Source organism: Variovorax sp. V213 (genome assembly GCF_041154455.1).
Taxonomy (GTDB): Bacteria; Pseudomonadota; Gammaproteobacteria; order Burkholderiales; family Burkholderiaceae_C; genus Variovorax.
In genome coordinates, this window is record NZ_AP028664.1 from 2,813,088 (window position 1) to 2,831,553 (window position 18,466).

Genomic DNA, 18,466 nt, shown 5'->3' on the forward strand with positions numbered 1-18,466 from the left:
TCTCAGGCCGAGACCGCCGCGCGAATCTGTTCCAGCACGTCCTTGGCGCTGGCGGGGATCGGCGTGCCCGGGCCATAGATGCCCTTGACGCCCGCCTCGTAGAGAAAGTCGTAGTCCTGCCGCGGAATCACGCCGCCGACGAACACGATGATGTCGTCCGCGCCCTGCTTCTTGAGCTCGTTGATGATGGCCGGCACGAGCGTCTTGTGGCCGGCTGCGAGCGTGCTCACGCCGACGGCATGCACGTCGTTCTCGATGGCCTGGCGCGCGCATTCCTCGGGTGTCTGGAACAGCGGCCCCATGTCCACGTCGAAACCCAGGTCGGCGAACGCCGTGGCCACCACCTTGGCGCCGCGGTCGTGGCCGTCCTGCCCCAGCTTGGAGATCATCACGCGCGGGCGGCGGCCCTGCTCTTCGGCGAAGGCGTTGATTTCGGTCTTCAGGGCTTCCCAGCCTTCGGCCGAGTCATAGGCAGCAGCGTACACACCGGTCACCTTTTGCGTGTCGGCCCGATGGCGGCCGAATGATTTTTCGAGCGCGTCAGAAATCTCGCCCACCGTGGCGCGCAGGCGCACCGCGTCGATGCTGAGCGCGAGCAGGTTGCCCGTGTTGCTCTCGGCGGCTTCGGTGAGCGCATCGAGCGCGGCCTGCACCTTGGCGGTGTCGCGCGAGGCGCGGATCTTCTGCAGCCGCGCCACCTGCTGGTCGCGCACCATCACATTGTCGATGGACAGGCTGTCGATCGCGTCCTCGTTCTTGAGCTTGTACTTGTTGACGCCCACGATCACGTCCTTGCCCGAGTCGATGCGCGCCTGCTTCTCGGCGGCGGCCGCTTCGATCTTGAGCTTGGCCCAGCCGCTGTCGACCGCCTTGGTCATGCCGCCCATCGCCTCGACTTCTTCGATGATGGCCCAGGCCGCATCGGCCATGTCCTGTGTGAGCTTCTCCATCATGTAGCTGCCGGCCCACGGGTCGACCACGTTCGTGATGTGCGTCTCCTCCTGGATGATGAGCTGCGTGTTGCGCGCGATGCGCGAGCTGAACTCGGTGGGCAGCGCAATGGCTTCGTCGAGCGCATTGGTGTGCAGGCTCTGCGTGCCGCCGAACACCGCGGCCATGGCCTCGATGGTGGTGCGCACGATGTTGTTGTATGGGTCCTGCTCGGTGAGCGACCAGCCCGAGGTCTGGCAGTGCGTGCGCAGCATCAGGCTCTTGGGGTTCTTCGGGTTGAACTCCTTCATGATGCGGCACCACAGCAGGCGCGCGGCGCGCATCTTGGCCACTTCGAGGTAGAAGTTCATGCCGATGGCCCAGAAGAAGGAGAGGCGCCCCGCGAAGCCGTCGACGTCCAGTCCCTTGGCCAGCGCGGTCTTCACGTATTCCTTGCCGTCCGCCAGCGTGAAGGCCAGTTCCAGCGCCTGGTTGGCGCCGGCTTCCTGCATGTGATAGCCGCTGATCGAGATCGAATTGAACTTGGGCATGTGCTGCGCCGTGTACTCGATGATGTCGCCGATGATCCGCATGCTCGGCCCGGGCGGGAAGATGTAGGTGTTGCGGACCATGAACTCCTTGAGGATGTCGTTCTGGATGGTTCCGCTCAGCTGGTCCTGCGCCACGCCCTGCTCTTCGGCCGCGACCACGTAGCCCGCGAGCACCGGCAGCACGGCGCCGTTCATCGTCATGGACACGCTCACCTTGTCGAGCGGGATCTGGTCGAACAGGATCTTCATGTCCTCGACCGAATCGATTGCCACGCCAGCCTTGCCGACGTCGCCGGTCACGCGCGGATGGTCGCTGTCGTAGCCGCGGTGGGTGGCCAGGTCGAAAGCCACCGACACGCCCTGCCCGCCGGCGGCCAGCGCCTTGCGGTAGAACGCGTTCGATTCCTCGGCGGTCGAAAAGCCGGCGTACTGCCGGATGGTCCACGGCCGCACCGCGTACATGGTGGCCTGCGGCCCTCGCAGATAGGGCTCGAAACCGGGTAGCGTGTCGGTGTACTTGAGCCCCTGCAGATCGGCGGCGGTATAGAGCGGCTTCACGGTGATGCCGTCCGGGGTGATCCAGTTCAGCGCATTCAGGTCACCGCCCGGCGCCGACTTGGCCGCGGACTTGGCCCAGTCAGCGAGGTTGGCAGGCTTGAAGGTGGGTTCGGGTGTGCTGCTCATGAGGGGCCGTCTTGCAGTGTCTTGCAGGGTATTCGCAAATTCGCCTGCAAGGGATTTGCAGGCCGCAGCGAGTCTAACCGATCCATAATTATTAATTCAAACCCAATTTTTGCGGTACAGTCCACCCCATGTCCGCCCTCACCCTTACCCCGCGCGCCCTTTATGAAGAAGTGGCCGAGTTGCTGCGCCAGCGGATTTTCCGCCGCGAACTCGAGCCGGGCAGCTGGATCGACGAACTCAAGCTGGCCGAGGAATACGGCATCAGCCGCACGCCGCTGCGCGAAGCGCTGAAGGTGCTTGCGGCCGAAGGCCTGGTGACCATGAAGGTGCGGCGCGGCGCCTATGTGACCGAAGTATCGGAACAGGACCTGGCGGACGTCTACCACCTGCTCTCGCTGCTCGAGAGCGACGCGGCCGGCGTGGTGGCCGAGCGTGCCACCGACGCCCAGCGCGCGGAACTGAAGGCGCTGCACGCCGAGCTGGAGACCGCCGGCGCACCGGGCAAGGAAGACCGGGAGCACTTCTTTGCGCTGAACGAGCGCTTCCACATGCGCCTCCTGGCCATTGCCAACAACAAGTGGCGCGACCAGATGGTGGCCGACCTGCGCAAGGTGATGAAGCTCAACCGCCACAACTCGCTGCTCAAGGAGGGGCGCATCGCCGAATCGCTGGCGGAGCACCGCTCGATGATGGCGGCCATCGAGGCGCGCGACGCCCAGGCGGCCATGGCGCGCATGCGCGAGCATTTCAGGAACGGCCTGGAAGCCGCGGTATAGGCTCGCCCCCAGGCTTCGCGCACTTCGTGTCGCTTCTCCCTCCCCCTACCGGGGGCAACACCAGAGGACCGGCGGAGCCGGATCCTCAGTGTTCCACGACGGAGCCACGCTGCCGGGTCGCTAATCGGGATTTGCGGTTCCGGCTTCGGCGGAGATGCGCCGCGCCACTTCGAGCAGGCGCGGCGCGACCTGCGTGAGCATCATTTCCTTGGGCAGCAGGTACGCGGGGCCACCGCAGCTCACGCCGTAGTGCTCGCCATGGGGCCCTTTCAGCGCGAAGCCGAGCGCGTGGATGTGCGGATGCCATTCGCCGAATGAGCTGCAATAGCCCAGGCGGGCGTACTCGTCGATTCCGGCCATCAGGCGCGGCTCGATGGAAGGCCAGTCTTCGCCGCTTTCTTCCCGGATCCGCTCCAGCAGCGTGGACTGCTCGGCGGCGGGCAGGGCCGCAAGACAGGCCCGGCCGGCGGCCGAGGTGACGACGGTCAAGCGCGTGCCGATCTCCAGGCGCGAGCTGATCAGCGCCGAGCGTGGACGCAGCGAATCGATGACCAGCATGTCGAGCTCGTCGCGCACCGCGACATGGACGCTGGCGCCCGCAAATTCCGACAACTCGGCCAGGTGGGGCCTCGCCACCGCCCGAAGGTCGAACTGGCGAAGGTAGCGGCTGCTCATGTCGAGCAGCGCCGGGCCCAGGCTGAAGCGCTCGCTGTCCGGCGCCTGCCGCAGATACCCCGCGCTCACCAGCGTGGCGGTCAGCCGCGATACCGTCGCCTTGGGAATGCCGGTGGTGTCCGCCAGTTCGCGGTTGCTCACCGGAGCCGCCGCCATCCCGATGACCTTGAGCAGGGCCAGGCCCCGGCCGAGCGCAGTGACTTCTTCCTTGCCCCCAACCGCTTCAGTCATGAATCGAAACCCCTACTTATTAGTGTTTCTTGATTCTTCAGCAGAAAAATTGAAAAGTTGCAGCCCCTGGCAAATCATTATCATTTTGGAACACTTCGTGTTGCTGAAGTGCGTACGCCTTGCCGCAGTGCGCTCCATTTGCGAAACGGCGGCACAACCGGCTAGGCAGCCTGCGCCACGGGCTCGTGCGCCAGCGCCATCACCTCGTGCGGGGGGCGTGTCTTGAGCCGATGGTCGCTCCAGACCTGGCGCCAGCGGCGCGCGCCCGGCAGCCCGTTGCGCAAGCCCAGCATGTGCCGGGCGATCGACGACCACTGGGTGCCGTGCTCGGCCGCCTCGCGAACCATGTAGTCGCACATCAGCGACTCCACCTCTTCCCGGGTCAGCGGCTGCGGCGCGGCGCCGTAGAACTGCGCGTCCCACTCGGCCAGCCACCAGGGGTTGTGATAGGCCTCCCGCCCGACCATGACGCCGTCCAGCAGCCGCAGGTGTTCGTGCACCTGCGCAGTGGCCGAAATGCCGCCGTTGATCGAAAACCCCAAGGCCGGAAAGTCGTGCTTCAGCCGGTGCACGAGCTCGTAGCGCAGCGGCGGAATCTCCCGGTTCTGCTTCGGGCTCAGGCCCTGCAGCCAGGCATTGCGCGCGTGGACGATGAAAGTGCTGCAGCCGGCCTCGCTCACCGCGCCGACAAAATCGCGCACGAAATCGTAGCTTTCGATCTTGTCGATGCCGATACGGTGCTTCACCGTCACCGGCAGGCTCGTTACGTCGACCATCGCCTTCACGCAGTCGGCCACCAGCGCCGGCTCGGCCATCAGGCAGGCGCCGAAAGCGCCGCGCTGCACGCGCTCGCTCGGGCAGCCGCAATTGAGGTTGATCTCGTCGTAGCCCCACTCTTCGCCGAGCTTCGCGCAGTGCGCCAGGTCGGCCGGCTCGCTGCCGCCCAGCTGCAGGGCCACGGGGTGCTCTTCAGCGTTGAAACGCAGGTGCCGCGGCACGTCCCCATGGATCAGCGCGCCGGTGGTCACCATCTCGGTATAGAGCAGCGCGTGGCGCGACAACAGGCGGTGGAAGTACCGGCAATGGCGGTCCGTCCAATCCATCATCGGGGCGACCGAGACGATTTTCTCTTTTAAATTCAACAACTTAGCGTTATCATTCATACACTTAGAACCCTGCGTGTGCACGCTCGTGTGCACTCCAAAACGCCCGAATACGCCCCATTTCGCCCTGCCAGTGCACACATAGCGCACACGAAATGCCCACCTTCAAGCAGCTTCCGTCCGGCAACTGGCGCGCGCAAGTCCGTCGCAAGGGTGTCTATGCGAGCGAGACCTTTCGGCGGCACAAGGACGCCCAAGAATGGGCTCTCGCAACCGAGCGCCGCATCGATCTGGGCGAGCCCGCCAGCCGCTCAAAGATCAAGGACCCGACCACCTTCGGCGATCTGATCGATCTGCATGTCACCGACATGAAGGAGGTGCTGCGGGCTCCCCGGCGCTCCAAGGCCTTCACCCTCGATGCGCTCAAGACGAAGCTGGGCAAGCTGAAGCTGAAGGACCTCACGCGCGAGCGGCTCATCCAGTTCGGCAAGGACCGCGCCAAAGAAGGTGCCGGCCCAGTCACCATCTGCATGGACATCGGCTACATCAAACTGGTAGTTTCTCACGCGGCGGCCGTCCACGGAGTTCGCGTTCAGGTAGAGCCCATCGATCTGGCCCGCATTGCGCTCAAGCGCCTGGGCCTGGTCGGCAAGGGGCGGGAACGGGACCGCCGGCCTACCCTCGACGAACTGCAAGCGCTTGCGGACTACTTCGCCAGCAATTCACGGCAGATCATCCCCCTGGGGCGCATCATGCGGTTCGCCGTCGCTACTGCGATGCGCCAGGACGAGATCTGCCGCATCCGATGGGAGGACATCGATGCCAAGGCTCGTACCGTGATCGTGCGAGACCGGAAAGATCCGCGGGACAAGAGCGGCAATGACCAGAAGGTGCCATTGCTTGATGTCACGGGATTCGATGCCTGGGCCATTCTCGAGGAGCAGAAACCGTTCTCCGGGAATAGCAGCCTGGTCTTTCCGTATAACGGTCGCTCTGTCGGGACCGCTTTCCGTCGGGCATGCAAGGAATTGAGGATCAAGGACCTCAAGTTCCATGATCTGCGGCACGAAGCTGCCAGTCGTCTCTTCGAGGCGGGGTTCACCATCGAACAGGCTGCGCTTGTGACTGGGCACAAGGACTGGAAGATGCTCAAACGATACACCCATCTGAGGCCAGAGCACCTGCGCGGCGTTAAGCCAAAGCACATTCCACCGTCGCTTGACCTACCCACTGGCCCCACGCCTGCAGACATCGCTTTGGGTGCGTGGACCAACCCGGAGCGCCGTGCCCCACAAGCCAACTCAACCCACGCCTCGCAAGTTGCAAAGCCACATCATGAACATGAAGCCCTCAGCCTGAGCGCTTCAATCTAGTTTGACTTCGGATCGTGCCACTTCAACAGACGCCCTTCTATCGATCACACCTGGCCGACTTGCACCAAGTCCTGCTTGCCCATGAAATCACGCAGACTTACCTGACTGGCACGCGCGTCAGGTTTGATGGCGTTGAGCTGGGGCCAACAAACAGTTTTGACTTCGCTTTCGGAACCTTGTCGACTCTGGAGTTCGTCCACCTCTTTTCCGTTTTCGACGGCAGCCGCGTCCACGAACAGGCCGAGAGACGGCCGGGGCGCGATGATGCGCCACCAGGCATGTACTTCACAGTGATCAACGCCAAGGTCATTCAGGCGGGCCACAAGAACAGACTGGGGATCTTCAGTGAAGAGACTGGCACCGCAGGACTCTTCATCGAGGGAATACACATCGACCACTTTTTCCTCGACAAGCACCAGACGCCCCACGGTCTGGGCGCCATCGCTTTTACCGTGAGTGCCATCACCGCCCATCTGGCAGGTCTGGACGAGATCTCACTGATTGCCGCGGGCGGCAGAGGGTTCCAGGAGCGCCACGTCGGGTTCAAGGTCTGGCCGAAGCTTGGTTTTGACGCCGCGCTCTTGCCCGATGAGCAGCACAGCGCACCGCATCTACAGGGCTGTCAAACCGTCCAGGATGTTCTGGACGTCGATCCGGCATGGTGGGAGGCGGAAGGATCACAGCGCCTGATGACGTTCGATTTGCGGCCCGGCAGCAGATCTTGGCGCAAACTGCTAACCTACGCAGGTGAAAAATTTTCTGTCGGAGGTCCGCATGACTAGCCCCACAGCCATCAGAAAGCCCGCAAAGGCGAAGGCCGCACCTGGCCGCGTTTTCAATGTCTCAAGCAAGGGCATCCCGCGCGTGACTGCTCCAGTCAAGGCGAAAATCGAGGCGGCTGCGAGATCGACAAGCAGCAAGCGCCGTAAATTTCCTGAGCTGATCACGGACTCCTGATCCGCAATCGGGTGTTCGCACTACGCCTGACTGTTACCACCGAGCGCCCAGTTGCCGAGAGCCTGTTTTCGAGCAGATAGCAGGCTTTTTTTGTGGGTGTCCGTAGCCAGATTTTTCCCAGGTATGGCTCGATGTGCAGACGCTAGAGGCGTTCGAGCCTCTCGGCGATCTCGCCCGCCTTCAGCTCCCGTACAGAGGCAAGACTCTCGAGTTGCGCCTTGCGCGGCCGAGCTTTGCCTTGTTCCCAGTGATAGATCGTCTGCCCCGAAACGCCGACCAGCTTTCCGTAAACCGCAGCGGAGAGGCGGAGCTTACTGCGGTGCGCGGCCAAGCGACCAGCGCTGAACCGCCGTGCGGTCGAGGGCGTGAACTGCTCATCCGCTTCATTGCTTGAAGAGCGCGGCGCGGAGCCTTTGACCGCCCGGTGCAATTCCTTCTCCAAAGCGCTTACCTGCCGACGCAACGCTGCGATTGCGGCTCGATAGCTGACCGATGCCTTCTTGAGCGTTTCAATTTCTGCGCGGACTTCTTTTCGGGCGACGCGCGAAATTTCAGCTTTGAGGATGTTCGCGATATTTGGCATAGCTGCATTGTGCATGTCTCAAATGCATCGCTTGGTCCAAACCAATCACTGAGATAGTCAATGTGCCACGTTGCTGGAAGGCAGGGCTAGCGTCTTACCGGTGTGTCCCTTGCACGAAGAACACTGGTTCATGCACGACAGCGAGAACTGCTAGCGCCGCGGCATCACGTTGGCCGCGCAACTACGAGGTCAGCCGTGCCCCCGTTCGCGGGGTTCGCGGCTCCTCCACGGCGCTGGGGACTGGACGCGTCAGCCGATGCCCCGCACCCGCGACCTCAACTGCAAGAACTTGGCGCGACTGCTATGGACACTCCCCTGGTTAATGCCACACCTCGCCTTGCGGCGACGCGAGAGAGAGCTATCGCCGGTCAAGCTTAGATGATCACCGGATCCGACTGCGCGTTGACCTATACCACCGCTGTATAGCTCTGCCATAAATCGCCATTGGCGCTCTCGGAAGCCGGCTTCTAGACTCACTAGGACAGCACATTTCCATTTCCCTTCGCACATGACCACCATCTTCAATTCGCCTTCCTGCAGACGTGTCGGGAGCGATGATCGGCACTACTTCTTCGGGTATTACAACAAGTCCAATTGGGACCACGCTAACCGCTTGGTGCTCGCGCTTCAAGTGCCGTGGGCCGACCGCGAACTCACGCCCGACTTGGTGGCCGGTGTTGGTTATTTCGACACGCAAGACGGGGATCGTTTCGTGCGCGTCGCCGAAACAGGCGCTTGGAACTGGCAGATGGGCGCGCAGCTCCAGTGGCTCGACAATTCTCCTGGGCAGAAAATTATCTACAACGTGCGTACCACCGCGGCGGGGCTGCGCTACCCCGGTTTCGGCAGCGAAATTTGCGACATCCTGACCGGTGAAAAACGCAGCCTGCCCATGCCTGTGTATGTCACCGCACCCAACAGCAAGTGGGCCCTGTGCGTCAACTATAGGCGCCTTTGGGTCACGCACCAGACCATAGGGTATTGCGCAGCCCAAGACATTCCTCCGGAGGGCAATCTCGCGAAGCATCCGGCCGACGACGGTATCTACCGCATGGATTTGGCCAACGGCGCCGCCGAACTCATCGTGAGCTATAAGGCACTCCGTGACTTTCAGCCACGCCAGTCAATGGAGAAAGCACTGCATTGGGTAAGCCATATCGAGATCAATCCAGCGTCGAGCCGCGTCCTGTTTTTACATCGCTGGACCGAACGCGTGGCCGATGAGACCTGCTTCCTGCACCGGCTCATCACCATGAATCCGGACGGCTCCGACATGCGGCTGCTCGAGTGTTCCGACCATCCGCTGCCCCAACTGGCAGACGATTTCGACCCGAGCGCGGTCGGAACCTTCGACTATGAAAAATCGGAGTACCAGATCTCGCATCCACTTTGGCAAGACAACACGCACATCGTCGTGTGGGGACCGCACCTGGGCGAAATTCACTACCACCTGTATACCGACGCACCCGACGGCGACGTGCAGGTGATCGGCAAGGATGTGCTGACCGAGAATGGCCACATGAGCTTCTCGCCGGTTAGTACGCGATGGCTGCTGAGCGACACATACCCGGATGCCCGCACCCACCAGCGCGCCCTGTTTATTTACGATATGCAGACCGGCCAGCGGGTCGATATCGGCCGCTTCTACACCAGCCCCGATCTGAGCAAGGAGAATCGCTGCGATTTGCATCCGCGCTGGAGCCGTGACGGCCGTCAGGTGTGCATCGACTCGATACACGATGGCGAACGCCGGATCTACATCCTCGACCCCGGACTACCCCGCTAAAGCAATCACGAGACGGTCCTTTCATTGTCCTGCTGAGACACGACCTCCGGCGCGCGACGGCGAGCCGGAGCTCTCGTTTCTTACGCTGCTAAAGCAACAACTTCGATCGCACTCTTGCACCCGGCACGGGCAGTGCCGATGCCTTGACTACCGAGCGCGCCAGCGCCGCTTCAAAGTGCGCGCCACGCGTCATCGAGGATGGCAAAGTCGTTGAGGTCCGTGAGGAAGACCTGCGCGTTGAAAACGCGTGCGAGGTCGCTGCCGACCTTGCGCAGCGCGACGTCCAGGCGGGCCAGTACCCATTCGTCCTGCAGGTGGATGTGGATGTCCCTTGCTCCGAGCGCGTTGCCGTGAGGCAGCTTCCATGCATTTGAGACGACGCAACTCGCCCGTCACCTCGTATTTTTGGATCCGGTCGATAGCAATCGGAACAGAACTTCACATATTTCAGCGACTTCGCGACCATAGACTCATAGTGCGGAGGCGCGCAATACCCAAAGTACAGGTGAAAATCTACGCGGATCCCGGCCCCGCCCGGCGGTAGCCAATTGGTAACTCGCCCCACCTCCTTAACCGAAGGAGAGATTCAGGTTCTTCACGATGGGCATCCAGCGCTCATACTCACTTCGGATCAAAGCTCCGAACTCCTGCGGCGTCGACGTCTTCGCCACTGCACCCAGTTCAACGATCCTGCTCGCGACCTCAGGCCGATCCACCGTGGCCCGGATTGCGCTATGGAGCACATCAAGCACATTCTTCGGGGTGCCCTTTGGCGCCAGGTAGCCATACCATCCGCTCACATCAAACGCCCCGAGTCCTAGCTCGGAGATCGTGGGAACGTCCGGCAGGAGCGGACTTCTATTGGCGGAGGCCACCGCCAGTGGCCGCAGCCGCCCGGACTGGATAAATGGCGCAATTCCGGCAGCCGTTTCCATAGTGAGCTGGACCTGGCCCGCGACTAAGTCGCCAAGCGAAGCGCCCGTCCCCTTGTACGGGATATGCAACATCTCCACACCGAACTTCTGCTTGAACAATTCGCAGGACAGATGACTTGGAGTTCCAGCCCCGGCGCTGGAGTAGTTGTATTTGTCGGGGCTGTCCCTGAGCAGGGCCAGCAGTTCTCTTAGGCTCTTGGCCGGAACCGATGGATGGACTACGAGCACCACCGGGGCCATAGCAACCTGAGTGATAGGTACGAGATCTTGGAACGGGTCATAGGCCAAGTCCTTGACGGCAATCTTGGCAATGACCAACGGACTGATGGCGCCCATCAGAATCGTGTGGCCATCGGGTGGCGACTTGGCAACCTGCGCCGTACCGAGGATTCCACCAACCCCTGGACGGTTCTCTACGATCACTTGTGCACCGGGAAGCTCCCGGGGCATTTTTTCTGCAATCAAGCGAGAGAGGATGTCCGTGATCCCGCCGGGGGCATAGGGGACGACCAACTTGATGGGTCTTGTGGGGTAGGCAGCCTGAGCATGAAGCGGTTTAGCAGCCAGACAAGCCCCTCCTGCCACTACCGTCAGCAGCGAGACTCGGCGAGTAAGTTTCATTGTGTGCATCCTTCCATTAACGATCCCTTCTTGGCCTAGCAATCAGTCGATTCGTGCTTCCCGCCACAAGAAAATGCATCCGTTTCTGGATCCAATATGACTTAAGCGCCCTCCGCTTCACCACCGCCCACGATCGCCCTCGACTTGCGCCTTCCGTAATCTGTTTCCTCCTCCGAGCCGCGGCTAGGCATCGCCAGTACGCCACCACCAGAATTCGGATCCATATCGAACCGTGCGTCAGATGATGCCGCGCTCCCGATACGGTTCATTTCGCTCGACCCGGTCATGACCAAAGCGTGCCAGATCGATTGTTTCGTAGCGGCCGTGAACAATCCACTCAGCCACCGCAAGGCCTGTAGCCGGCGCGTGCATGAGTCCATGTCCGGAAAAGCCCGCCGCGACGATGAAGTTGTCGCGCTTTCCTGTCCATGGGCCAATGATGGGATTTCCGTCCAGTTCACATTGCTCGTAGAGCCCGGCCCAAGACTTGGTAAGTTCGAGTTTGCCCATGCCCGGGAACCGCCACTGGACCGCTGGTCGGACGATGCGATCAAACCATGTCACGTCCAGCGCCTGGGCATACCCGCGCGTCATTTTGGTGTCTACCAGTCCACCGGAATACCCGCTGCCGGCCGAGCGTATCGCCAAGCCCTGCACGTCCTTGACATAGGGTATCTGCGCCTGGGGGAACTCGGTTGCGAACGAATGTTCAAAACGCGGCATCGGACTGACCGGCAGCGGCATGCCGATTAGCCGGCTGATCTCCTGGGCCCAAGGCCCCGCTGCATTCACGAAAAAATCCGCCTGCAGGCTTGCGCCAGAGCGAAGCTTGACGGCCCTCACCGACCGCTCGGCCTCCTCAAAGCCCACAACCGCGTCCTGCATGAACTGCACGCCGGCATCGCGGGCCTTCTGAGTCATGACAGCCCAGTACTTCTGCGCGTTGAACCAGCCATCCTCCGGAGACAAGACACCAGCGCCGAGATCATCGACCCGCATCAGCGGGAACCGTTCGCGGATCTCCGAAGGCGTAAGCAACTGAGCACTAACACCCATCTCATGCTGAGTTCGAAGACTGGATTCAAGCATCCCAACACCGTGCGGCGGCACCACGAACAGGTAGCCGCGCGGGCACCAATCGACCTTGGAAAGCGGCGAGGCCGATGCATCCAACGACGCAACGTACTTGATGCTGTAGTCGGACATAGCGATGTTTTCGGGACAGTAGAACAGCCGGCGCGATCCTCCCGAACCAGCATTCGCTGAGGAAGAGCGGTCTCCAAAGAGGTCTCGGTCAATCACAACGACATGCAGAGACGGGTCCGTCTGCATACAAAATTGGGCGATGCTGACACCAATCGCCCCACCGCCGATCACCACCACAGTCGCCATTCCTCTATGCCTAGCAATTGAGCCTCGAAGGAATTAGTATAATCTTTTGGATCCAATCTTGGTTGTAAAAACCCGACTCCTCGGTGGCGCTCAACCGATTGAGCCTCGATAACAGCGCCGAGGCGTGGGCAATGGTGCGGAGTTCCCTATCATTCGGGGCTACTGCACAGGCCATTCATGCGAGGCAAGACAAGACAAACGATGACCGAAACCAGTCCTAGCTCTCAGCCGCTCTCTGCTGAGAGCGTGACGGAAAAATTGCGAGCGCTTATCCTAGATGGAGCGATCGGCGTGGGCGTACAGCTCAAGCAGGAGATCCTCGCCAAGCGATTTGGAGTGAGCCGTATCCCGATTCGGGAAGCACTCAAGCGCCTGGAGGCAGAAGGCCTGGTCACACATGCTCCCCATCAAGGTTCTGTGGTGGCATCACTCTCCATAGATGAATTGCTGGAAACGCTGGATATCCGCATCGGTCTGGAGACACGTGCGCTGGTGCTAGCCATCCCCAACATGACCAACAAGGTCTTTAAACAGGCCGAGATCATCATGAAGCGCTATGACGCCAGCGAAACGCCCCGCGAGTGGGCTGATCTGAATCTTGAGTTCCACCTGTGCCTGTACCAACCTTGCGTTCGGCCTCGCCTCCTCAAAGAGATCGAGCAACTTGTACGGGGTATCGATGTGCATCTGCGCGCGCACCAGTCCTATGCTGCGGGTCGCAAGTCACCTCAGAGCGAGCATCGGGCTATTCTGGACGCGTGCATGAGTCGGGACACCGACTTGGCGCGCGATCTGCTCGAGGCCCACATTGAGCACACTCAGAGCGCGCTGCTCGAGGAACAGCAACGGGGGCGATCGACGCAAGGCCCGTTCCCAAGATGACCGCCGCGACTGAGACTGCCCTAGCCCGGATATGTCAGAGGATTGCTTTTGCCTCTAGTTTCGCGACAGTTCGATCGAGCGCTGGTGCGCTCCCGCAACAGCCTCAGTGACCAACTTGCGAAAGGAGCCATCCTTCTCGAACACTTGAATGGCTGCGTGGGTGGTTCCATTCGGCGAGGTCACTTCTCGCCGCAGTTCGACGAAATCAGTTCCGTCCCGGCATTGCAGACTGGCAGCGCCCAGTGCTGTCTGGGCCACTAAGCGGGTGGCCAACTCACGCGTTAAACCAAGCCGCACACCGGCTTCGGTGAGAGCCTCGCTGAAAAGGTGAAAGTAAGCCGGCCCACTACCACTCAGGGCCGTGACGGCATGCAATTGCTCTTCAGTCTTCACCCAGCAGGCTGCGCCGACGGCACCAAAGAGGTCTGAAACCATCTCGCGCAGGTTCCGCGTCACTTCAGCATTACCGAACAAGCCGGTGCACCCGCATCGAATCATCACAGCTGTATTGGGCATGCTCCGCACGACAGGAGTACGCGGTCAATTAACCACGCCCTTGTTGAGTGAACGATGAGCTGTGAGGCTACGTGCCCATGTAGAGCAACATGGACATGTAGAGATGACAGAGCAGTACGCGGAGTTGAGAAGCCGGCTGGTTGTGGGACGCAAGAGTGACGGTCGCGGCGTCTACGACGAAGCTGCCAAGAAGGAATTGATCGTTGCCTGCCTCAAGCCGGGAGTGTCGGTGGCACGCATGGCGATGGAGCACGGTGTCAACACGAACCTTCTGAGGACGTGGATCACGGCTTACCAGCGGCGAAGTGCCCAGGTGCCGACTGGTGACATCGCGCGAACGCACGATGCGGCATTCGTTGCCGTGCGCGTAGAGGGTGAACAGGATCCGCCGCAGCGCGAGCGTGCGGTGGCTGCGCCCGCGGTAGCCCACACACCTGCTACGGCCGTGGCGGTGATCCCGAATGAGAGCTCCTTGGCGGCATCGACCCCGATGGTCGGTTTGCAGGTGCGGCTGCCCAACGGTGTGCAGCTCGATCTCGGCGAGACGAGCTTGCAGGAATTGCCGACGCTGGTGCAGATGTTGAGCCGATTGCCATGTTCCGCTTCGACGAAGGGCTGAAGGTCTACCTGCACCGCGAGCCGGTGGACTTCCGGTTGAGCATCAACGGCTTGGCCGTGCTGGTGGAGCAGGCGCTGGGCCTGGACCCGTTCGCCTCGTGCGCGTACGTGTTCAGCAACCGCCGGCGCGACCGGGTGAAGATCCTGGGTTGGGAGCGCAACGGCTTCTGGCTGTTGCTCAAGCGCCTGGAGAAGGACAGGTTCATCTGGCCCTCGGCCGATGCGGTTCCCACGCTGACGGCCGAACAGCTGCACTGGTTGCTGGAGGGCATCGATATCGCGGTGGTGCAACGCCACTCTCGTCTGCGCTATTCCAGCGTGGCCTGAAGGAACAATGATGGGGCATGCCGATCCAAGCGGGCGTGTCGTCGCCCGCCACCATCACCGCTGAAGAACTCGTCGCGCTCATCGCCGAGCGCGATGCGCTGGCCGGCGCGCTTCGAGTAGCGACCACCGAGCGGGACTTGGCGCTCGAGCGGTTGAGGTCCTTGCAGCGCCAGCTCTTCGCCGCCAAGAGCGAAGCCCGCGGCACCGATCAGAAGGACCTGTTCCTCAACGAGGCCGAGGCGCTCGCGCCCACAGATCAGACGCCGCAGGCCGAGGTCGAAGACATCGACGAAGAGGAGTCGACACCGGTCGCGGGCCATCAACGTAAGAAACGCGGACGCAAGCCGCTGGACCCTGCGCTGCCGCGCGAGATCGTGCGCCACGAACTGCCCGAGGCCGAGCGTGTGTGCGCGCATGACGGGCACGCGCTGGTGGAGATCGGCGCCGAGGTTAGCGAGCAGATGGATGTCATCCCCGAACAGGTGCGCGTGCTGCAGCACCACCGCATCAAGTACGCCTGTCCCTGCTGCGATCAGAGCCTGAAGGTTGCACCGACGCCGGCGCGCATCATCGCGCGCGGGCTGCTCACCGAGCAGGCCCAGGCCTGGGTCATCACCGGCAAGTACCAGTTCGGCATGCCGCTGTACCGAACGGCCGTATTGCTGCGCCGCTTCGGTGGCGACATCGCGAGCAATACGCTGGCTTCCGGCATCGTGCGCATCGGCCAGGCTGTACAGCCGGTCATCAACCTGCTGCGCGACCACTTGCTGGACTCGGACCTGATCTACGGCGACGAGACCACGGTCCAGGTGCTCAAGGAGCCTGGGCGCAAGGCACAGACGAAGAGCTTCATGTGGGCGCAGATGAATGGCACTGGTCCACCGGTACGGCTGTTCGCCTATGCACCGGGGCGCGGCGCCGTGCACGCCGAGAAGCTGTATGCCGGCATCCGTCCCGGAACGACGCTCATCACCGACGGCTACGAGGTCTACAACGGCATCGCGAAGGCCGGCGGTCTCACGCACCTTGGATGCTGGGTGCACGCGCGCAGGCCGTTCATCAAGGCTGACGAGTCCATCCCGAAGGCAGCCCGCTCGTCCGATCAGATCGCGGCCCGGTTCGTACGGCTGATTGGCAAGCTGTACCGTGCGGAGTCCTTGGCCAGGCACTGGACGCCCGCGCGCCGCCTGCGACTGCGTTCGCGCTACAGCGCCGCCATCGTGCGCGAGATCGAGCGCTTGCTGCTCACGCACCTGCACAGCGTTGCGCCGTCGAGTCTGCTGGGTGAAGCGCTGCACTACCTGCACGGTCAGTGGCCCAAGCTCGTGCGGTTCCTGGACAACGGCTCCTGGCCGTTGGACTCCAACCCGGTGGAGAACGCCATCCGGCCCTTCGTCGTCGGGCGGCGCAGCTGGTTGTTCGCCGACACCGTCGGCGGTGCCAACGCGAGCGCCAATCTCTACTCGCTGATCGAGACCGCCAAGGCCAACAACGTCGAGCCCTACCGCTACCTCGTCGCGCTGTTCAAGAAGCTGCCGCTGGCGCAAACGGTCGACGACTACGAGGCGCTGCTGCCCTGGAACCTTGAACTCGGCGGCGCGTAGGCCGTCCTGCGCGCATCGGCTCTGACACCACGCGCAAGGGCGTGGTTTATTGACTGCTTACCGACAGGACGCTTGAACGGTAGGACCTGCTGAAGGGTGTCGATGGAAACACCTGCCATGACCGAAATGATGGTGGCTTTGGCGAGACGATCATGCGCCAAAGCGGCCAACGCTTCGGAGGCCAACGCCGGCTTGACGGCGACCACGACGACATCATAAGAAGTGTCCGGCAGTTCTTCGGCCGTGCGAAAGACCTTCGCCTTGACATCTCTCGAGCACTGGGGGTCCACGGCGTCGATGCTGTGAACCAGGTTAGCTTCGAACCAAGTCTCGCCAAGGGCCGCTCCCATCCGGCCGTAGCCTAGAAAAAGTGCCTTGAGGCTCATCGTGCCTGCTCTCTGTGGTCCGCTGAACTAAATAGGTGGTTCATCAAAGCGGGCTTACTTCGAGGCAGCACGAATCTCCAAAGTGACGCCAGCCCCACCCTCAGCCGTATGAAAGTACGTGAAGCCACTTCGATCAGGCTTGCGCCCGCGCATCAGCACCTCAAGGCCGACTGCTTCACCTAGTTCTTCCGCAGTATCGCAATCGGCAACCGTGAAGCCGAGGTGGAACACGCCCTCGCCATACTGTTCAAGGAATCTGCGTTGCAATGTATTCCCGTCCGGCGGCTCACACAATTGGATCTGGATATTGTTAAGCAGCGCATAGCGATACTTGAGTTGCATGAAGGCCTCGATATCGGGCACCTGAAGTTCCTCGCGGAACGCTTCGAACGAGGTCATCTGTTGCCATGGACCGACGCCTATCGATTCATAGTAACTGGTTGATGCTTCAATGTCGCGCACGACGATACACACGTGATGCAGATCTTGAAATAACGCGGGAAGTTTCTTCATGCAGATCACTCCTGGGTCAGCTGTAACGAAAGCGGCACATTTCTCGTCATCCCTGCGCGAAGCAAAGATGTGCACCACAGGCATCAGCCGGGTCTACTTTCAGTGTGCCGGCGCCCAGGTGCTGGAACCTAACGTCGTTTGTCTCAAACAGCTTGGCCGTGAGGGCCACATCACGCACCAACAGCGTGGCCGACGCCAGGTAAGAGTCGCCCAAGTTGGACTGCGCGTCGCTGCGAAGACGCGCTTCTCCGGCGTCGATTAGTTCGATGTCGGCGCCCCCTCCGAAATTCAGCCAGATGCGGCCGTCTTCGCGGCGCACGTGCTCTGCCCCCAACAGCCGCGTATAAGCTTGCTCAGCGGCATCGAAGTCGCTGACGACACCAACGAGCCGCCCAAACCCGACGACGCCGTTGGGGTGGTTCAACCAATCGGGCTGGCGCAACGTGTCGGCGGTCAGATGCTCGCAGAGGTTCGCGTGCGTGAGGCCGGGAAATAGGCTGTGGTCGAGCATCACGGTCTTGAAGTGCAAATCCAGCACGCTGTCTTCCAACACCAATTTTCGGTTGAGGTGTCTTGGCGGTTCGATGGCGAGGCCGGAGGCAAGGCCAACCGCGTAACTCTCATCGGCAGATCTGGCATTGAATGCAACGCTGTAGAGACCCTCGCCCTTGTCAAGGAACTTGTCGACGCCGGCAAGAAACTTGGCGGGATCGCCGATGCCGCGGATTTCCAGGTAGTCGGCAGGGAACATGATGCAAAGATTTTCCGTTCCCCACTCTTGGTGCCTGCCGCTGGGCGGCACGATGAAGCCGAGCTTCTGATACTGCTTGCGAGCTGCCGGGAGGTTACGTACTGCGATCACCGGATGATCCACGCGGCCGACTTGGGCGGTCATGCTTGTTCCTTTCAAAATGCCGTGATCAAGTGAAGCACGGGCTCAGGCCATACACGCGGATTTCACTTGGCGCCTACAGTTGACAGATGCGACCGGGTCGGCTCGCCATGAGCTGTGCACTAGATGGA

19 protein-coding genes are annotated in these 18,466 nt (G+C 61.6%); 8 read left to right on the forward strand and 11 right to left on the reverse strand.

Annotated elements, in window-relative coordinates:
* Positions 1–2: 2 nt before the first annotated feature.
* Entirely contained in the window at positions 3–2,165 is a 2,163-nt protein-coding gene (gene scpA, locus ACAM55_RS13435; RefSeq protein WP_369652049.1) for a methylmalonyl-CoA mutase, read from the reverse strand.
* Between the two features lie 128 nt (positions 2,166–2,293).
* Between scpA and ACAM55_RS13440 the strand changes: the two genes are divergently transcribed.
* Positions 2,294–2,941 (forward strand): GntR family transcriptional regulator, encoded by a 648-nt coding sequence (locus ACAM55_RS13440; protein WP_369652050.1) that lies wholly within the window; start codon positions 2,294–2,296, stop codon positions 2,939–2,941.
* Between the two features lie 120 nt (positions 2,942–3,061).
* Here the strand turns inward: ACAM55_RS13440 and ACAM55_RS13445 are convergent, their stop codons facing one another.
* Together ACAM55_RS13445 and dusA are read right to left on the reverse strand one after the other, a co-directional pair.
* Positions 3,062–3,847 (reverse strand): IclR family transcriptional regulator, encoded by a 786-nt coding sequence (locus ACAM55_RS13445; protein ID WP_369652051.1) that lies wholly within the window; start codon positions 3,845–3,847, stop codon positions 3,062–3,064.
* Between the two features lie 161 nt (positions 3,848–4,008).
* A complete protein-coding gene (dusA, locus tag ACAM55_RS13450) occupies positions 4,009–5,010 on the reverse strand; it encodes a tRNA dihydrouridine(20/20a) synthase DusA (RefSeq protein ID WP_369652052.1) in 1,002 nt (333 codons plus the stop codon).
* 95 nt (positions 5,011–5,105) lie between these two features.
* On the opposite strand from dusA, the gene ACAM55_RS13455 reads away from it, so the two are divergent.
* The gene (locus tag ACAM55_RS13455; protein ID WP_369652053.1) at positions 5,106–6,323 is read left to right on the forward strand and encodes a site-specific integrase; all 1,218 of its coding nucleotides are present in this window, start codon (positions 5,106–5,108) and stop codon (positions 6,321–6,323) included.
* A gap of 59 nt (positions 6,324–6,382) precedes the next feature.
* A complete protein-coding gene (locus ACAM55_RS13460; protein WP_369652054.1) occupies positions 6,383–7,105 on the forward strand; it encodes a hypothetical protein in 723 nt (240 codons plus the stop codon).
* Between the two features lie 317 nt (positions 7,106–7,422).
* On the opposite strand, the gene ACAM55_RS13465 is transcribed toward ACAM55_RS13460, so the two are convergent.
* Positions 7,423–7,863 carry a helix-turn-helix domain-containing protein gene (locus ACAM55_RS13465; RefSeq protein ID WP_369652055.1) on the reverse strand — a complete coding sequence of 147 codons (441 nt, stop codon included), beginning with the start codon at positions 7,861–7,863 and terminating at the stop codon, positions 7,423–7,425.
* A 508-nt stretch (positions 7,864–8,371) separates the two neighbouring features.
* Between ACAM55_RS13465 and ACAM55_RS13470 the strand changes: the two genes are divergently transcribed.
* On the forward strand, positions 8,372–9,649 hold the full coding sequence (locus tag ACAM55_RS13470; protein WP_369652056.1) for a hypothetical protein: 1,278 nt from the start codon (positions 8,372–8,374) through the stop codon (positions 9,647–9,649).
* 170 nt (positions 9,650–9,819) lie between these two features.
* Here the strand turns inward: ACAM55_RS13470 and ACAM55_RS13475 are convergent, their stop codons facing one another.
* From ACAM55_RS13475 to ACAM55_RS13485, 3 genes are all read right to left on the reverse strand, one after another.
* Positions 9,820–10,008 (reverse strand): Rid family hydrolase, encoded by a 189-nt coding sequence (locus tag ACAM55_RS13475; protein ID WP_369656393.1) that lies wholly within the window; start codon positions 10,006–10,008, stop codon positions 9,820–9,822.
* 210 nt (positions 10,009–10,218) lie between these two features.
* Positions 10,219–11,205, reverse strand: a complete 987-nt coding sequence (locus tag ACAM55_RS13480; RefSeq protein ID WP_369652057.1) for a Bug family tripartite tricarboxylate transporter substrate binding protein — start codon at positions 11,203–11,205, stop codon at positions 10,219–10,221.
* A gap of 237 nt (positions 11,206–11,442) precedes the next feature.
* The gene (locus tag ACAM55_RS13485; RefSeq protein WP_369652058.1) at positions 11,443–12,597 is read right to left on the reverse strand and encodes an NAD(P)/FAD-dependent oxidoreductase; all 1,155 of its coding nucleotides are present in this window, start codon (positions 12,595–12,597) and stop codon (positions 11,443–11,445) included.
* A 201-nt stretch (positions 12,598–12,798) separates the two neighbouring features.
* Here ACAM55_RS13485 and ACAM55_RS13490 point away from each other — a divergent pair, with 201 nt between their 5' ends.
* Positions 12,799–13,479: a GntR family transcriptional regulator gene (locus ACAM55_RS13490; protein WP_369652059.1), complete on the forward strand. Its 681-nt coding sequence runs from the start codon at positions 12,799–12,801 to the stop codon at positions 13,477–13,479.
* 54 nt (positions 13,480–13,533) lie between these two features.
* Here ACAM55_RS13490 and ACAM55_RS13495 read toward each other — a convergent pair whose 3' ends face one another.
* A complete protein-coding gene (locus ACAM55_RS13495) occupies positions 13,534–13,995 on the reverse strand; it encodes a pyrroline-5-carboxylate reductase family protein (protein WP_369652060.1) in 462 nt (153 codons plus the stop codon).
* A gap of 103 nt (positions 13,996–14,098) precedes the next feature.
* Here ACAM55_RS13495 and ACAM55_RS13500 point away from each other — a divergent pair, with 103 nt between their 5' ends.
* Genes ACAM55_RS13500 through ACAM55_RS13510 form a run of 3 tightly spaced genes read left to right on the forward strand, consistent with a single transcriptional unit; the run spans position 14,099 to position 16,544 of the window.
* Positions 14,099–14,614 carry a transposase gene (locus tag ACAM55_RS13500; RefSeq protein WP_369652061.1) on the forward strand — a complete coding sequence of 172 codons (516 nt, stop codon included), beginning with the start codon at positions 14,099–14,101 and terminating at the stop codon, positions 14,612–14,614.
* Complete coding sequence (gene tnpB / locus ACAM55_RS13505) at positions 14,590–14,940, forward strand: IS66 family insertion sequence element accessory protein TnpB (protein ID WP_369652062.1); 351 nt, start codon at positions 14,590–14,592, stop codon at positions 14,938–14,940. The genes ACAM55_RS13500 and tnpB overlap by 25 nt, the downstream gene beginning before the upstream one ends.
* 17 nt (positions 14,941–14,957) lie before the next feature.
* Positions 14,958–16,544, forward strand: a complete 1,587-nt coding sequence (locus ACAM55_RS13510) for an IS66 family transposase (RefSeq protein ID WP_369652063.1) — start codon at positions 14,958–14,960, stop codon at positions 16,542–16,544.
* Here the strand turns inward: ACAM55_RS13510 and ACAM55_RS13515 are convergent.
* From ACAM55_RS13515 to ACAM55_RS13525, 3 genes are read right to left on the reverse strand one after another with little or no spacing between them, the layout of a single operon-like run.
* Positions 16,499–16,930, reverse strand: a complete 432-nt coding sequence (locus ACAM55_RS13515) for a pyrroline-5-carboxylate reductase family protein (protein ID WP_369652064.1) — start codon at positions 16,928–16,930, stop codon at positions 16,499–16,501. The two genes, ACAM55_RS13510 and ACAM55_RS13515, sit on opposite strands and share 46 nt — an antisense overlap.
* A 54-nt stretch (positions 16,931–16,984) precedes the next feature.
* Positions 16,985–17,443 (reverse strand): VOC family protein, encoded by a 459-nt coding sequence (locus ACAM55_RS13520; RefSeq protein WP_369652065.1) that lies wholly within the window; start codon positions 17,441–17,443, stop codon positions 16,985–16,987.
* A gap of 46 nt (positions 17,444–17,489) precedes the next feature.
* Entirely contained in the window at positions 17,490–18,338 is an 849-nt protein-coding gene (locus tag ACAM55_RS13525) for a VOC family protein (RefSeq protein ID WP_369652066.1), read from the reverse strand.
* Between the last annotated feature and the right edge of the window lie 128 nt (positions 18,339–18,466).

Bases quoted from the DNA above. Each gene is read 5' to 3' on its own strand.
- scpA (WP_369652049.1), bottom strand. From the start codon at position 2,165: ATGAGCAGCACACCCGAACCCACCTTCAAGCCTGCCAACCTCGCTGAC.
- ACAM55_RS13440 (WP_369652050.1), top strand. From the start codon at position 2,294: ATGTCCGCCCTCACCCTTACCCCGCGCGCCCTTTATGAAGAAGTGGCC.
- ACAM55_RS13445 (WP_369652051.1), bottom strand. From the start codon at position 3,847: ATGACTGAAGCGGTTGGGGGCAAGGAAGAAGTCACTGCGCTCGGCCGG.
- dusA (WP_369652052.1), bottom strand. From the start codon at position 5,010: ATGAATGATAACGCTAAGTTGTTGAATTTAAAAGAGAAAATCGTCTCG.
- ACAM55_RS13455 (WP_369652053.1), top strand. From the start codon at position 5,106: ATGCCCACCTTCAAGCAGCTTCCGTCCGGCAACTGGCGCGCGCAAGTC.
- ACAM55_RS13465 (WP_369652055.1), bottom strand. From the start codon at position 7,863: ATGCCAAATATCGCGAACATCCTCAAAGCTGAAATTTCGCGCGTCGCC.
- ACAM55_RS13470 (WP_369652056.1), top strand. From the start codon at position 8,372: ATGACCACCATCTTCAATTCGCCTTCCTGCAGACGTGTCGGGAGCGAT.
- ACAM55_RS13480 (WP_369652057.1), bottom strand. From the start codon at position 11,205: ATGAAACTTACTCGCCGAGTCTCGCTGCTGACGGTAGTGGCAGGAGGG.
- ACAM55_RS13485 (WP_369652058.1), bottom strand. From the start codon at position 12,597: ATGGCGACTGTGGTGGTGATCGGCGGTGGGGCGATTGGTGTCAGCATC.
- ACAM55_RS13490 (WP_369652059.1), top strand. From the start codon at position 12,799: ATGACCGAAACCAGTCCTAGCTCTCAGCCGCTCTCTGCTGAGAGCGTG.
- ACAM55_RS13495 (WP_369652060.1), bottom strand. From the start codon at position 13,995: ATGCCCAATACAGCTGTGATGATTCGATGCGGGTGCACCGGCTTGTTC.
- ACAM55_RS13500 (WP_369652061.1), top strand. From the start codon at position 14,099: ATGACAGAGCAGTACGCGGAGTTGAGAAGCCGGCTGGTTGTGGGACGC.
- tnpB (WP_369652062.1), top strand. From the start codon at position 14,590: ATGTTCCGCTTCGACGAAGGGCTGAAGGTCTACCTGCACCGCGAGCCG.
- ACAM55_RS13510 (WP_369652063.1), top strand. From the start codon at position 14,958: ATGCCGATCCAAGCGGGCGTGTCGTCGCCCGCCACCATCACCGCTGAA.
- ACAM55_RS13515 (WP_369652064.1), bottom strand. From the start codon at position 16,930: ATGAGCCTCAAGGCACTTTTTCTAGGCTACGGCCGGATGGGAGCGGCC.
- ACAM55_RS13520 (WP_369652065.1), bottom strand. From the start codon at position 17,443: ATGAAGAAACTTCCCGCGTTATTTCAAGATCTGCATCACGTGTGTATC.
- ACAM55_RS13525 (WP_369652066.1), bottom strand. From the start codon at position 18,338: ATGACCGCCCAAGTCGGCCGCGTGGATCATCCGGTGATCGCAGTACGT.